The organism is Streptomyces sp. NBC_01451 (assembly GCF_036227485.1).
In the GTDB taxonomy this organism is placed as follows: Bacteria; Actinomycetota; Actinomycetes; order Streptomycetales; family Streptomycetaceae; genus Streptomyces.
Genome location: NZ_CP109479.1, coordinates 1,148,348 through 1,161,817, shown reverse-complemented (window position 1 = coordinate 1,161,817; position 13,470 = coordinate 1,148,348). Strand labels below are relative to the sequence as shown.

Here is a 13,470-nt window from a genome sequence, read left to right as displayed (position 1 = left end):
TTGCGAGAGTGTCAATCGGTGCGACCTGGGTCGTCAAGAGTTTTCGAACAACGTTCGGCAGGTCGGACAACTTGTTTTTACGCGGGGGACGTCAACCGGAACCGAACCTGTCACAAACGTTGACGCGCGCACCTTGTGTACCTAAGTTCTGGTCGAAGTTACGTACACGGTCCGGAATTTCGAACAATGTGACCATGAGAAGGGACCTGTCTGTGTTCCGTACCCGTCACTGGTTGACCCTCCTGGCAGCGCTGCTGGCGTTGCTCGTACCTGTCGTCGGCATTCAGCCCGCCGCCGCTGCCGAGGGGCGTCCGTACACGAACCCGGTCAAGTCCCAGAAGGGCGCAGACCCCTGGCTGGAGTACTACAACGGCAACTACTACCTGGTCACCACGTCCTTCACCGGCGTCCTGACCATGCGCAAGTCGCCGACCCTGGCCGGCCTGGCGACGGCTCCCAGCGTGCAGGTCTGGAGTGACACCACCTCGACCCGCAACAACAACTTCTGGGCGCCAGAGCTGCACTTCTTCGACGGCCACTGGTACCTGTACTACTCCGGCGCGCCGAGCGGGGCCGCCTGCTGCGACCAGCAGCGGACGTACGTCGTGGAGAGCGCCGGTACCGACCCGATGGGCCCGTACACCTTCAAGAACCAGCTCACCGGCTCCAACCTCGACCCGGGCGGCTGGCTCATCGACGCCACCGTGCTGACGTACAACAACAAGCTCTACCTGGTCGGCAGCGGCGCCATCGGTGGCAGCAGGCAGAGCCTGGTCATCGCGCCCATGACCAACCCGTACACCGTCAGCGGCTCCACCTTCAGCCTCATCTCGCAGCCGACGCTGGCCTGGGAGACCTCCGGGGCACCCGTCAACGAGGGACCCGAGCCGCTCTACCACGACGGCCGGACCTTCCTCACCTTCTCCGCGAGCTACTGCCAGACCGCCGACTACAAGCTCGGCCAGCTCGAACTCACCGGCACCGACCCCCTGTTGGCATCGTCCTGGACGAAGAAGCAGACGCCCGTGTTCCAGCGCAACGACGCCGCCGGGGTCTACGGGCCGGGCCACAACGGGTTCTTCACCTCGCCCGACGGCACCGAGAACTGGATCGTCTACCACGCCAACGACTCGGCCTCCGGCGGCTGCGGCAACGGCCGTACCACCCGCGCCCAGAAGTTCACCTGGAACGCGGACGGCACGCCGAACTTCGGCACCCCGGTCGCGCTCGGCACCACACTGCCCGGCCCGTCCGGCGAGACCGCCGCGACCCCGACCGCGTACACGCTGGTGAACCGCAACAGCGGCAAGTGCCTCGACGTGGAGGGCGGGAACACCGCCGACGGCACCAACATCCTCCAGTGGACCTGCAACGGCGGCACCAACCAGAAGTGGCGCGTCGAGGACCAGGGCAACGACACCAGCCGACTGGTCAACGTCGCCACCGGCAAGGTGATGGACACCGCGAACTGCGCCACGGCCGACGGCACCGACCTGCGTCAGTGGTCCTGGCTGAACAACAACTGCCAGAAGTTCAGGCTGGTCTACACGGCCACCGGCGACTACGTCCGGATCGTGAACGAGTCCACCGGCAAGGTCGCCGACGTCGCCGACTGCTCCACCGCGAACGGCGCCGACGTACGTCAGTGGACCTGGCTGAGCAACAACTGCCAGCAGTGGCAGATCAGGCCCACCACGTGAGCCGGTAGCGGAGACGACGGTGGCCCGGCCGGAACTCCGGCCGGGCCACCGCTGTATGACGGACAGTCAGCTGCTCGGCTCGGTCACCTTCGTGGCCGTCTTGCCGTCGACGGCCGCCGCCAGCTGCGGCACCAGCCGCTCCAGCATGTACGGAAGGCTGAGCACCGACACGAACGACACCGAGTTGCCGTAGTCGCTGCTCTCCTTGACGAAGACCTCACGGTCCTCCTTGGCCACCTTCAGGTCCGCGTACAGCGGGTCCTTGCGCAGGGTCGCCTTGTCCTTGGTGGTGTCGGAGACGATCCACACGATCGCGTCCGTGTCGAGGAGATCGGTGCGCTCCTTGCTGATGTTGGCCCCGAACTCGTCGCCGATCACCTTGTCCAGGTCGGTGGGCAGCTTGAAACCGAGGTCCGTGAGGACGCGCGAGCGAGGGTCCTGGCTGCCGTAGACGAAGATGCCCTCGTACGGGGTCGCCATCAGGCCGCTGGCGCCGGCGAACTCGGGATGCTCGGCCGCCGCCTTCTTGAAGTCGGCCTCCACCCCATTGACCAGCTCCTTCGCCTTGGCCTCCTGGCCGAGCGCCTTGCCGATGATCTCGGTCTGGTTCTGCCACGGCACGCCGTAGTCGTTGTACTCCTTCGGCTGGGCCACCACCGGGGCGAACTTCGACAGCGTGTCGTACTGCGCCTTCGTCAGACCGCCGTAGACCGCGAGGATCAGGTCCGGCCGGAGCGCGGCGATCTTCTCGGTCTGCGGGCCGGTGCCGGTGTCCTTGAGGACGGTCGGCGCCGCCGCGCTGCCCAGCTTGTCCGCCGCCCACGGGCCGATCGCGCCCTTGTAGCCGCCCAGCCACTCGGTCGTGCCGACGGGCACCTTGCCCAGTGCGAGGACGGCGTCCTGGTCGGTCAGACCGACCGTGACGATCCGCTTCGGCTCCGACTTGATCGTGGTGCTGCCGTACTTGTGCGAAAGGGTCACCGGGAAGGCGGAGTCGGCGGACGCCTCGGCGGCTGTGCCCGCGGTGTCGGAGTCGTCGTCGGAGCCGCAGGCGGTGGCGGTGCCGAAAAGGAGCAGTACGGAGGTGAGCGCCGCGGCGAGCCGAGTGCCTCTGGGAGAGCCGAGCATCAGTGGTCCTTCACGGTGGTGGTTGTATCGGTGCTGGGACGCGTGGGGGGCTTCTCGGCCGGCGAACGGGTGCCGGACCACGCCTGCCAGAGCAGGGCGTAGGTGCCGGCCGCCGCGCACAGCTCGTCATGGGTGCCGCTCTCCACGATCCGGCCGCCGTCCATGACGACGATCCGGTCCGCGTCGGCGGCCTGGGTGAGACGGTGGGCGACCACGAGCGCGGTGCGGTTCTCGATCGCCCGGTCGGCTGCCTTCTCCAGCAGCCGCGCGCCGGTGCTGCCGGCCTCGGCCGTCGCCTCGTCCAGCACGGCGACCGGCGGATCCGCCAGCACCAGCCGGGCCAGGGCGAGTTGCTGCACCTGGGCGGCGGTGAGCCGGTGCCCGCCCTCGCCGACGACGGTGGCCAGGCCCTCGGGCAGCGCCGACACCCAGTCCAGCGCGCCCACTTCGGTCAGCGCCGAACGCAGGGCCTTGTCCGTCGCGTCGGCGCGCGCGAGACGCAGGTCGTCGGCGAGCGGGCCCGCGAAGACGTGCGTCTCCTGGGTGACCAGGGCAACCGCCAGGCTGTCGGCCGACGTCGAGGTGCCGGTCAGCCGAATCGTGCCGGAGGTCGGCTCGTGCACACCCGCGATGAGCTTGGCGAGCGTCGTCTTGCCCGCGCCGCTCGACCCGACCAGCGCGACCCGCTCCCCGGCGGCCAGCGTGAGATGGACGTCCCGCAGGACGGGACGGCCGGTCAGGTACTCGTGGTGGACGCCGGTCACGGTGACCGTGCCGGGCTCGCGGTGCTGTGCCGTGGGCGCCGGGGGAGTGGCCTCGGGCTCCGGGACGTCGGCGACGCCGACCAGCCGGGCCAGTGCCGCCGTCGCCGACTGGGCGTCGTCGAGCAGCGCGAGGGCCTGGTTGACCGGGCCGAAGAGGCTGTGGAAGTAGAGCGCGGCGGCCGTGGCCGTACCGATGGACACCGAGTCGGCGCGCACCAGGAGGAACCCGGTGACCAGGACCGCGGCCAGGCCGGTGTACTCGGCGATGTGCAGCCGGTTGTAGAAGTCGAGCACCAGCCGCACGCCCCGCATCGTCAGCGCGACCGCGGCGGACGAGCGCCGGGTCACGGACTCGGTGTGCGGCTCTTCGAGCCGGAACGCCCGTACGGTGCCGGCGCCCGCGATGGTGTCCAGCAACTGCTGCTGCTGGGCCCCCATGGCGATGCGCTGCTCGGCGTACAGCGGCACGGCGTTGCGTACGTACCAGCGTGCGGTCCCCGCCTGGATGGGCACCGCGATCAGCGCGGCCAGCAGGAAACGCCAGTCCAGGACGGCCATCGCGGCGAAGGTCAGCACGATGGCGAGCAGGGAGCGGGCCAGCTCGGGCAGCGCGTTGCGCACCGCCTCGCCGACCACCGAGACATCCCTGGTGACACGGGCGTTGAGGTCGCCGGACCCGGCTTTCTCCACCTGTTCCAGGGGCAGCCGCAGCGCCCGTTCGACGAACCGCTCGCGCAACTGGGCCAGCACGGTCTCCCCGAGCCGGGAGACCAGGGACAGCCCGAGCGCGGTGGCGGCGCCCTGCGCGACGGCCACCAGGACCAGGAGGACGGCAGGGAGGGTGAGGTCGTCCGGCGGGCGGTGCTCGGCGACCAGGTCCACCATCCGGCCGAGCAGCGGCTGGACGAGCAGGCCGACAGCGGTCGCTGCGACCATCACGGCGAAGGCGCCGAGGGCCAGCCGGCGGCGCGGGCGGACCAGTTCACGGACCGCGGCACGGGTGCGCCGGGGTGTCGCGGTGGGCAGCAACTCCCTTGTGCTGTCGGGAAGTTCGTGGCCGTTCATGCCAGCACCGCCGCTCGGTAGGTCTCGTGACGGTCGATCAGGTCGGCGTGCGATGCGGTGTCGGTGACCCGCCCGTCCTCCAGCAGTACGACCCGGTCGGTGACCGACAGCAGTGCCGGGCTGTTGGTCACCAGCACCGTCGTACGGCCCTTGCGGATCTCCCGGACGCCGGTGGCGATGCCCGCCTCGGTCACCGTGTCGACGGCGGTGGTCGGATCGTGCACCACCAGGACGGGCCGTTCCGCTGCCAACGCCCTTGCCAGCGCGACGCGTTGACGCTGTCCGCCGGAGAGCGAGCGGCCCCGCTCACTGACCGCCGTGTCCTCGCCGTCCGGGAGGGTCTGGGCGACCTGGGCCACACCGGCCGCGCTCATCGCCTGCCCGGGGTCGGTGTGGCCGGGCGCGGCTGCCGTGACGTTGCCGCGGACGGTGCCCTCGAAGAGGTCGGCGTCGTGCTCGGCGACCAGCAGCGCGGTGCGCAGCTCCGCCGGGTCCAGGTCCCGCAGCGGGACGCCGTCGAGTTCGACGGTGCCCGCATCGGGGTCGGACTGCCGGGCCAGGCAGCGCAGCAGGTCCGTGGCGTGTGCCGGGTCGGTCGCGACCACGCCGAGCAGCTCACCCGGCGCGATGTCGAGGTCGAGGCCCTTGAGGCCGCCGAGGCTGACGCCGGTCAGGCGGACCGCGCCGCGCACCGGCTGGGCCAGGGTCGCCGTGCCGGGGGTGACGTTGTGCGGGGCGGCCAGTACCTCCGCGATCCGGGTGGCCGAGGCCCGGCCCTGGGCGAGCTCGGCGTTGACCCACGCGAGGGTCTCCAGCGGGCCGACGAGGAAGACGGCGAGCCCGACCGCCGACACCAACTGGCCCAGGCTGATGTCCCCTTGGGCGGCGAGCCGGCCGCCGACCAGGGCGACGGCGGCGATCAGACAGCCGGTGAGGCTGAGCACCATGCCGCTCTGGAAGGCCTGAGCGCGGGCGGCTTTCAGGGTGGCCCGCAGGGAGTCGCGGCTGGTGGTGCGGTAGCGGGCGAGCGCGGTGGACTCGCCGCCGATGCCCTTGAGGATGCGCAGGCCGGCCACCAGGTCGGCGGCGACGGCCGAGGCGTGCGCGGCCTGTTCCTGCTCGGCCTCGCTGCGCGACTCCAGCGGCTTGCTCAGCAGATGGCCCAGCCACAGCAGCACGGGTGTGCCGAGCAGTACGACCAGCCCGAGCGTGACGGACATGCGCAGCAGGACGACCGCGCCGACGAGGAGGCCCGCCAGTGACGAGATTCCGGCCATGGCCGCCGTGCTGACGGCGCCCACGCGTTTGGCGTCCTCGGTGGCGATGTTGGCGAGGGCGCCGGGGAGCCGGCCCTCCTCCGCGCCGCCCCCGGGGGCCAGGACCCGGCGTACGAGGGTGATGCGCAGGGTGTGTTCGGCCCGGGCGGCGGCCCGGTCGGCGGACCAGGCGCCGAAGCGCCAGCTGAGCGCGAGGCAGACGTAGACGGCGGCGAGGGCGGCGAGCCAGCTCAGCAGGGCGCCGGTGTCGGAGCCCGTGACGGCGCGGTCGATGACCAGACCGATCACGACCGGCACCATGACTTCGCCGAGTTGGTGGCCGGAGCCGAGGAGCGCGCCGAGGGCGACGTCACGCCGCTGCCCTCTGACCGCCTGTCGCAGGACGTCCCGCCCCGACAGCTGTGAAGGACTACTCACCCGTAACCCCTCTGGGATCGGACGACGGTTGGAGCAGACAGAGCCTGCCCGAGCGCGTGTGCGTGCACTCGGGCAGGCCTGAAACTTAGGTGAGGCTACTCTAAGTTCCAGACGGTTGCCCAGCTCCGACCACGGCATCGCTCGTGCGACGGGCGAGCAGGGAGTCGAGGATTTCGCCCGACCGGACGGCGGTCGTCGACAGGAGCGTCGAGGTGAGACCGTGCGTGTGCTCGGTGGCGCCCTGGAGGTAGATGCCGGCGGTGACCTCCGGCACCGCCTCGACCCGGTGGTCGCGGCCGACGCGTACGGCGTCGTTGTCGTCCCGGAGGCAGAGCTTCGCGGCTCTGCCCAGCAGGGTGTCGAGATCCCGGGGGCGGTAGCCGGTGGCGTGCACGAGCACGTCGCAGGAGAGCACCTCCCTCTCCCCGGTGGGGAGATACTCGACGGTGACGTCCAGCCGGTCTTCCAGCTGCTCGACGTCCCGGATGCGGGAGACGTTGCGCATCCGCAGCCGTTCGGTGCCCTGGACCTTCTCGCGGTACATGGTGGCGTACAGCGTCTCGATCAGGTCCATGTCGACCACCGAGTAGTTGGTGCTGCGGTGGTAGTCGTGCAGGGACTGCTTCACCTCCGGCCGGGACCGGAAGTAGACGTCCACCGCCTCCGGGTCGAAGATCCGGTTGGCGAACGGGCTGTCGTCGGCGGGCGTGTAGCCGTACTTCGCGAAGACCGCGCAGACCTCGGTGCCGGGGAACGAGCGGTGCAGGTAGTCGACCGCCTCGGCGCCGCTCTGACCCGCGCCGAGCACGAGTATGCGGCCCACCGAGGCACCCGAGCCGGTCAACTCGCGGGTGCGGGGGACCAGTTCGCTGTTGTGCCAGATGCGGTCCGACAGCGCGGTGCCCGGCGGTACGTGCGGTTCGAGACCGACGGCCACCGAGATGTTGCGGGCCCGGCGCACCACCGTACGCCCCGGATCGCCCGGCACGCGGCTGGCCACGTCGAACCAGCGGACCTCGCCGTCCTCGGTCAGTACGGGCTCCACGGAGACCACTTCCGTGTCGTACGTCACCTGGTCCGCGATGCGGGCAGCCGCCCACTCGAAGTACTCGTGGAACTCGATCCGCAACGGGAAGAGGGTCTTCGCGTTGAGGAAGTCCACCAGCCGGCCGCGGTCCCGGAGGAAGCACAGGAAGCTGAAGTCGCTGGTCGGGTTGCGCATGGTGACCAGGTCCTTGAGAAAGGACACCTGCATGGTCGCGTCGTCGATGAGCATCCCGCGGTGCCAGCCGAACCGTGGCTGGCGCTCAAGGAACTCGGCGTGGATCCGCTCCTCGGGCGCGGCTTGTGCGTTGTGTTCCGCGATGGCTATCGCCAGCGCCAGATTTGACGGGCCGAATCCGATTCCGAGCACGTCATGGATGGCGTCCGGCTCGTCGTGCAGTGCGTTCACCGCAACTTCCCTTCCCCTAGGCGCCACTGATATTAAATAAGGTTAGCCTTACCTTGCAATGGTGTGTCCTACGGAAGGATCGAATATGCGGGTCGTCATGTTCGGCTATCAGACCTGGGGGCACCGCACGCTCCAGGCCCTGCTGGACTCCGAGCACGAGGTGGTCATGGCGGTCACCCACCCCAAGAGCGACCACGTGTACGAGAAGATCTGGGACGACTCGGTGGCCGACCTCGCCGAGAAGCACGGCATCCCGGTGCTGCTGCGCAACCGGCCTGACGATCCTGAACTCCTCGCCGAACTAAGGGAGTTGGAGCCGGACCTGATCGTCGCCAACAACTGGCGAACAGTCCTGCCGCCCGAGATCTTCGACCTTCCGGCGCACGGCACGCTCAACATCCACGACTCGCTGCTGCCGGCGTACGCGGGCTTCTCCCCGCTGATCTGGGCGCTCATCAACGGTGAACGGGAGGTCGGTGTCACCGCCCACCGTATGAACGCGGAGCTCGACGCCGGTGACGTCCTGTTGCAGCGGGCGGTCCCCGTGGGCGCGTGCGACACGGTGACGGACCTCTTCCACCGCACTGTGGACTTGATCACACCGGTCGTCCACGAGTCCCTCGGGCTGATCGCCTCCGGGCGCGCGGAGTGGATCCCCCAGGACCGCAGTCGGGCGAGCTTCTTCCACAAGCGCTCCCTGGAGGACAGCCGCATCGACTGGACCTGGCCGGCCGAGGACCTGGAACGCCTGGTCCGCGCCCAGTCGGACCCGTATCCCAACGCGTTCACCCATCACAAGGGACAGCGGATACGCATCGTCGAGGCCGCGGTCTCCGAGGGCTGCTACGGGGGCACACCGGGCCGGATCTTCATCCGCGAGGGCGACGGAATCGTCGTGGTCGCGGGCACGGAGGCCCGGAACGGGCGCCTGCGGGGGCTCCTGGTGAAGCGGGTGCGGACGGAGGACGGGACGGAGATCGCGGCGACGGAGTACTTCCGGACGATGGGCGGGTATCTGACGGCGCGGCCCTGACGCACGGCGGCCAGGTGGGCGGGCGGCCCGGATCCCGTTCGACGCGGCCGCGTGATCACGTCAGGATGGCGCCATGCCGGACCTGCGAACCGAACGCCTCGTCCTCCGCGCCTGGCGCGACTCCGACCTCGTCCCCTGGGCGGCCATGAACGCCGACCCGGAGGTCCGCGAGCACCTCGGAGGAGTCCTCACCCGTGAACAGAGCGAAGCCTCCGCCGCCCATTTCCAGACCTGCCTCGACGAACGGGGCTGGGGCTGGTGGGCGGTGGAGGTCACGGGCACCGGTGAGTTCATCGGGTTCGCCGGGCTGGACCCCGTCGAGGACGACATGGCGTTCGACGGGGTCGAGGCGGGGTGGCGGCTGGCCCGGTCCGCGTGGGGGCACGGATACGCGACGGAGGCCGCCCGGGCGGTGGTTGCCCACGCCTTCGACGAGAAGGGCCTCGGTCTCGAAGAGGTCCTGGCGATCACGACAGCCACCAACCTTCGCTCACAGGCGGTGATGCGCCGCCTCGGCATGACCCACGCCCCGGACAAGGACTTCGACGACCCGACCGTCCCGGAGGGACCGCTGCGACGGAACGTGGTGTGGGGGCTTCGGGCGGGTGCCTGGGGCCAGGGACACTGAGGCATTGCCCGGGCGGCGACTCGTCGCTCTGCCGAAGCCGGTGCGTCGTCCCCGTCCGTCGTGGCTGGTCGCGTCCACGCGCCGGAGCCGCAGGTCGATACAGCCCCGCGCCCTCGCTCAAACGTGCCGCATCCACACGTTGGGCTCCTGGTACACGCCCTCGTCGGCGGCGCGGTCGACGTGCAGCAGGCCCAGGCCGTCCGGGATGACGTACTCGCCCGATGAGGGAAGGGCGAGGCCGGTCCACTTCTCCCACTGGGTGACCGTGCCGGTCATCGTCTGGGAGACGGGGGCCGCGGCCAGGATCTCGGCGCCGAGGCGTTCATGCGTGCGGATCCACGGGTCGAGGGCTGTCCCGTCGGGGCGGCGCCAGCGCATGAAGGTCTCGATCGGTGTCAGGGGGTAGCGTGCCTTGGTCGTCGGGCGTACCGGTGCGACGACTCGGGTCAGTCCGGAGTCCAGGGCGGCCTGACGCAGCGCCATCAGCGTCTCGCCCGCCAGCCCGTGTCCGGTGAGCGATGGCGTGACGACCGCGCCGCAGATCACGAGGGTGTCCGGTTCCACACCCTGTTCCCGCCCCTCGACCGCCCGCACCAGGGAGTTTGTGTACCCGGACGGCAGCCCCTCGACCGACCCGTCCCAGTGGACCGGCACTCCCCAGCCAGCCGCCACCGGCACGTCGTGCTCGTCCACCAGTGTGAGGTCCCAGGCGGGGAACCACTCCCGGACCCGGCCTATGTACTCCGACACCAGCCGGTCGGCCGTGATGAACTCCGGGAAGCTCCCGCTGAAGAGTTCCTTCTGCTGCTCAACCGGCCAGGTGCGCGCGTCGGTTCGCTCGATTCTCAAGGTCACGAGGATGTCTTAGCACGCACGTCCTGGTGATGGCGGCCCAGTGGGATCACCATGGGGGTGTCGCTGACCGGGTCGAGGGTGATGCGGCACGTGAGGTCGAAGACGTCCTCCACCGTCTCCTCGGTGATGACCTCCGCCGGCGGGCCCTCCGCCACGATCCGGCCGGACTTCATGGCGACGACGTGATCGGCGTACCGGCAGGCCTGGTTGAGGTCGTGCAGGACCATCACGACGGTCCGGTTCTCGCGGCGGTTGAGGTCCGTGATCAGGTCGAGTACGTCGATCTGGTGGGCCAGGTCGAGATACGTCGTCGGCTCGTCGAGGAGGAGTACGGGGGTGCCCTGGGCGACGGCCATCGCGATCCACGCCCGCTGGCGCTGACCGCCGGACAGCTCGTCCACCGGACGGTCCGCGAGGTCGGTCATGTTGGTCGCGGCGAGCGCCTGGTGCACGGCCTGTTCGTCCGCCTTCGACCACTGCCGCCACCACGTCTGGTGCGGTGAGCGACCGCGGTTGACGAGGTCGATGACCGTCAACCCCTCGGGTGCGACCGGGCTTTGGGGCAGGATACCCAGACGCTGCGCCAATTCCCGGGTGGGGATGGACTGGAGGGCCCGGCCGTCCAGTTGCACGGCGCCCTCGCGGGGTGCGAGCAGCCGGGCCAGGGCGCGCAACAGCGTCGACTTTCCACAGGCGTTGGCGCCGACGATGGCCGTGATCCGGCCGGGCGGAATCGCCAGGTCGAGGCCGTCCACGACCACCCGGCTGTCGTACGACAGCCGCAGGCCCGTCGCCCGCAGGTCCGGGTCGGCCGCCGGTTCCGTGGTGGTCGGCAGGGGATCGGCCGGCATGGCGTCCTCGGCCGTCGTGGTCGTGGTCGCGGTCGTGGCCGTCGATATCGGATCAGTCGGCATCGTGGGGTCCGTCGACATGGGGATCAGCCTCCTGAACCCGCGCGGTTGGCGCGGACGAGCAGCCAGAGCAGGATCGGCGCGCCGAGCACGCCGGTGACGATTCCGACCGGCAGTTCCGTGCCGGAGATGAGCGTACGGGCGATCAGGTCGCTGCCCAGGACCATCAGTGCCCCGGTCAGTCCCGAGGCGAGCGTCGGAGGCCAGGCCGTGCGCGCGAGGCGCAGGGCGATCTGTGGGGCGGCCAGCGCCACGAAGGCGACCGGTCCGGCGGCGGCGGTCGCGAAGGCGATCAGCCCGACGCCGGTGAGCAGGATGGCGAGACGTACGGGCTGTACGCGGGTGCCGAGGCCCGTGGCGACGTCGTCGCCGAGTTGGAGTGTGCGCAGCAGCCGGCCGAGCAGCAGTGCCGTCGGCAGCAGGACGGCCAGGGCGGTCGCGAGCGGTCCGACATCGGACCACGTACGGCCGTTGAGGTTGCCGACCAGCCAGCCCAGCGCGGCCTGCGCCTGGAACCGGCCGCCCTTGGCGACCAGGTAGTCGGTGGCGCTCGTACAGATCCAGGCGACGCCGATGCCGACCAGGATGATGCGGTAGCCGGTGGTGCCGCGCCGCCAGGCCAGCGCGTACACGACGAGGGCCGTGGTCAGCGCGCCGAGCAGACCGAGTGTCTGGGTGCCGAGGCCGCCGTCCCAGCCGAGGACGATGCCCGCGACCACGAAGGTGCCCGCGCCCTGGGTGAGGCCGATCATGTCGGGGCTGGCCAGCGGGTTGCGGGTCATGGTCTGGAACAGTCCGCCGGACATCCCGAACGCGATCCCGGCCAGCAGTCCCACCAGGGAGCGCGGCAGCCGCAGTTCCTGGACGACGAGCACGGTGCCGGGGTCGCCGGAGCCGGCCAGGGCGTGTAGGACGTCGGTGAACGCGATCGGGAAGTCGCCGATCGTCAGACTCCAGCAGAAGACGAGGAACGTGCCCACGGCGAGCAGTGCGGTGACCGCCACCAGGCGGGGGCGGAGGATGCCGGAGACCCGGGGGACGGCGAGGCGGTAGGTCCGCTGGACGTGGAGGGAAGGGCGGGCGGGCACCAATGTGGTGGCCTCACCTGTGGACTTGGGGTTCGTCATCCTCAGACCTCCGCCAGTTTCCGGCGTCGCACCAGGGCGATGAAGAACGGCCCGCCGATGAAGGCGACGATCACGCCGGCCTGTACCTCGACCGGCCGGGCCACCAGGCGCCCGATGATGTCCGCGGTGAGCAGCAGGCTCGGCGCGAGTACGGCGGACAGCGGCAGCAGCCAGCGCTGGTCGGGGCCGATTCCAGCCAACTGGGCCAGTACGCGGGCGACATGGGGCACCACGAGCCCGATGAAGACGACCGGGCCGATGACGGCGACGGCGGCTCCGGTCAGCAGGGTGACCGCGGTGACGCCCTGGAGTCGTACCAGGCCGAGCCGCCGGCCGAGCGAGGCGGCCACGTCGTCGCCCAGGGCCATGCTGTTGAGGGCGGGCGCACTGGCGAAGGCGAGCAGCGCGCCCACGGCGAGGAAGGGCAGGATCCGCAGGACGGTTTCGCCGTCCTGGTCGGCCATCGAACCGGCCGACCAGAAGCGGTAGCGGTCGAGCGCGTCGGCGTCGGTCAGCGCGATCGCGCTGGTCAGGGAGGACAGCAGGGAGGTCACGGCGATGCCGGCGAGCGCCAGTTTGACCGGTGTGAGCCCGGAGCGTCCGAGTCGGCCCAGCAGGTACACGAGGACGCTGGCGGCCATCGCCCCCGCGAACGCGAACCACACGTACCCGTAGAACGAACCGACGCCCAACACTCCGACAGCCAGCACGATCGCGAACGAGGCTCCGGCGCTCACCCCGAGGATTCCGGGATCCGCCAGCGGATTGCGTGTCAGCGCCTGCATGAGCGCGCCCGACAGTCCGAGTGCCGCCCCGGCAGCCAGCCCGAGCGCCGTGCGGGGTACCCGCGCCGACCAGATGACGTTGTCCACGAACCGGCTGGGTGCGTCACCGAACAGTGCCCGCACCACCTGGTCGGGCGGAATGCTGGCCGCGCCGAGGGCGAGTGACAGAAGACACAGTCCGAGCAGGACGGCGCCGAGAACTGCCACGAGAAGAACCGGGCGAACCCTTCTCCCCGGCGTCACCGTGCGGTTTCCAACGGATAACTCCCTTAGGTTAGGCAGACCTTAATAGTAGTGGTGAGGAGAGCATCCGCCGAGAGTGGGGTC

At 70.3% G+C, this 13,470-nt stretch carries 11 protein-coding genes; 3 read left to right on the top strand and 8 right to left on the bottom strand.

Annotation, left to right across the window (positions count from 1 at the left end):
* Positions 1-194 precede the first annotated feature (194 nt).
* Entirely contained in the window at positions 195-1,700 is a 1,506-nt protein-coding gene (locus tag OG595_RS05050) for a family 43 glycosylhydrolase (protein ID WP_329268235.1), read from the top strand.
* Positions 1,701-1,766: 66 nt separating this feature from the next.
* On the opposite strand, the gene OG595_RS05045 is transcribed toward OG595_RS05050, so the two are convergent.
* The 4 genes from OG595_RS05045 to OG595_RS05030 all read right to left on the bottom strand — a co-directional run bounded on the left by OG595_RS05045 (position 1,767) and on the right by OG595_RS05030 (position 7,804).
* Positions 1,767-2,828 carry an iron-siderophore ABC transporter substrate-binding protein gene (locus OG595_RS05045; protein WP_329268233.1) on the bottom strand — a complete coding sequence of 354 codons (1,062 nt, stop codon included), beginning with the start codon at positions 2,826-2,828 and terminating at the stop codon, positions 1,767-1,769.
* Positions 2,828-4,657 (bottom strand): ABC transporter ATP-binding protein, encoded by a 1,830-nt coding sequence (locus OG595_RS05040; protein ID WP_329268232.1) that lies wholly within the window; start codon positions 4,655-4,657, stop codon positions 2,828-2,830. The genes OG595_RS05045 and OG595_RS05040 overlap by 1 nt, the downstream gene beginning before the upstream one ends.
* Complete coding sequence (locus OG595_RS05035) at positions 4,654-6,351, bottom strand: ABC transporter ATP-binding protein (protein ID WP_329268230.1); 1,698 nt, start codon at positions 6,349-6,351, stop codon at positions 4,654-4,656. The genes OG595_RS05040 and OG595_RS05035 overlap by 4 nt, the downstream gene beginning before the upstream one ends.
* Before the next feature lie 100 nt (positions 6,352-6,451).
* Positions 6,452-7,804, bottom strand: a complete 1,353-nt coding sequence (locus OG595_RS05030) for a lysine N(6)-hydroxylase/L-ornithine N(5)-oxygenase family protein (RefSeq protein ID WP_329268228.1) — start codon at positions 7,802-7,804, stop codon at positions 6,452-6,454.
* A gap of 85 nt (positions 7,805-7,889) precedes the next feature.
* On the opposite strand from OG595_RS05030, the gene OG595_RS05025 reads away from it, so the two are divergent.
* Entirely contained in the window at positions 7,890-8,837 is a 948-nt protein-coding gene (locus OG595_RS05025) for a methionyl-tRNA formyltransferase (protein WP_329268225.1), read from the top strand.
* Between the two features lie 73 nt (positions 8,838-8,910).
* Complete coding sequence (locus tag OG595_RS05020; RefSeq protein WP_329268224.1) at positions 8,911-9,465, top strand: GNAT family N-acetyltransferase; 555 nt, start codon at positions 8,911-8,913, stop codon at positions 9,463-9,465.
* A gap of 117 nt (positions 9,466-9,582) precedes the next feature.
* On the opposite strand, the gene OG595_RS05015 is transcribed toward OG595_RS05020, so the two are convergent.
* The 4 genes from OG595_RS05015 to OG595_RS05000 all read right to left on the bottom strand — a co-directional run bounded on the left by OG595_RS05015 (position 9,583) and on the right by OG595_RS05000 (position 13,386).
* A complete protein-coding gene (locus OG595_RS05015) occupies positions 9,583-10,320 on the bottom strand; it encodes a hypothetical protein (protein ID WP_329268222.1) in 738 nt (245 codons plus the stop codon).
* Complete coding sequence (locus OG595_RS05010; protein ID WP_329282648.1) at positions 10,317-11,171, bottom strand: ABC transporter ATP-binding protein; 855 nt, start codon at positions 11,169-11,171, stop codon at positions 10,317-10,319. The genes OG595_RS05015 and OG595_RS05010 overlap by 4 nt, the downstream gene beginning before the upstream one ends.
* A gap of 86 nt (positions 11,172-11,257) precedes the next feature.
* Positions 11,258-12,358, bottom strand: a complete 1,101-nt coding sequence (locus tag OG595_RS05005) for a FecCD family ABC transporter permease (protein WP_329268219.1) — start codon at positions 12,356-12,358, stop codon at positions 11,258-11,260.
* A gap of 2 nt (positions 12,359-12,360) precedes the next feature.
* Positions 12,361-13,386, bottom strand: a complete 1,026-nt coding sequence (locus tag OG595_RS05000; protein ID WP_329268217.1) for a FecCD family ABC transporter permease — start codon at positions 13,384-13,386, stop codon at positions 12,361-12,363.
* Positions 13,387-13,470 lie beyond the last annotated feature (84 nt).

Excerpts from the sequence above, each read along its gene's own strand:
- OG595_RS05025 (WP_329268225.1), top strand. The coding sequence starts at position 7,890 with ATGCGGGTCGTCATGTTCGGCTATCAGACCTGGGGGCACCGCACGCTC.
- OG595_RS05050 (WP_329268235.1), top strand. The coding sequence starts at position 195 with ATGAGAAGGGACCTGTCTGTGTTCCGTACCCGTCACTGGTTGACCCTC.
- OG595_RS05045 (WP_329268233.1), bottom strand. The coding sequence starts at position 2,828 with ATGCTCGGCTCTCCCAGAGGCACTCGGCTCGCCGCGGCGCTCACCTCC.
- OG595_RS05040 (WP_329268232.1), bottom strand. The coding sequence starts at position 4,657 with ATGAACGGCCACGAACTTCCCGACAGCACAAGGGAGTTGCTGCCCACC.
- OG595_RS05020 (WP_329268224.1), top strand. The coding sequence starts at position 8,911 with ATGCCGGACCTGCGAACCGAACGCCTCGTCCTCCGCGCCTGGCGCGAC.
- OG595_RS05005 (WP_329268219.1), bottom strand. The coding sequence starts at position 12,358 with ATGACGAACCCCAAGTCCACAGGTGAGGCCACCACATTGGTGCCCGCC.
- OG595_RS05010 (WP_329282648.1), bottom strand. The coding sequence starts at position 11,171 with ATGCCGGCCGATCCCCTGCCGACCACCACGGAACCGGCGGCCGACCCG.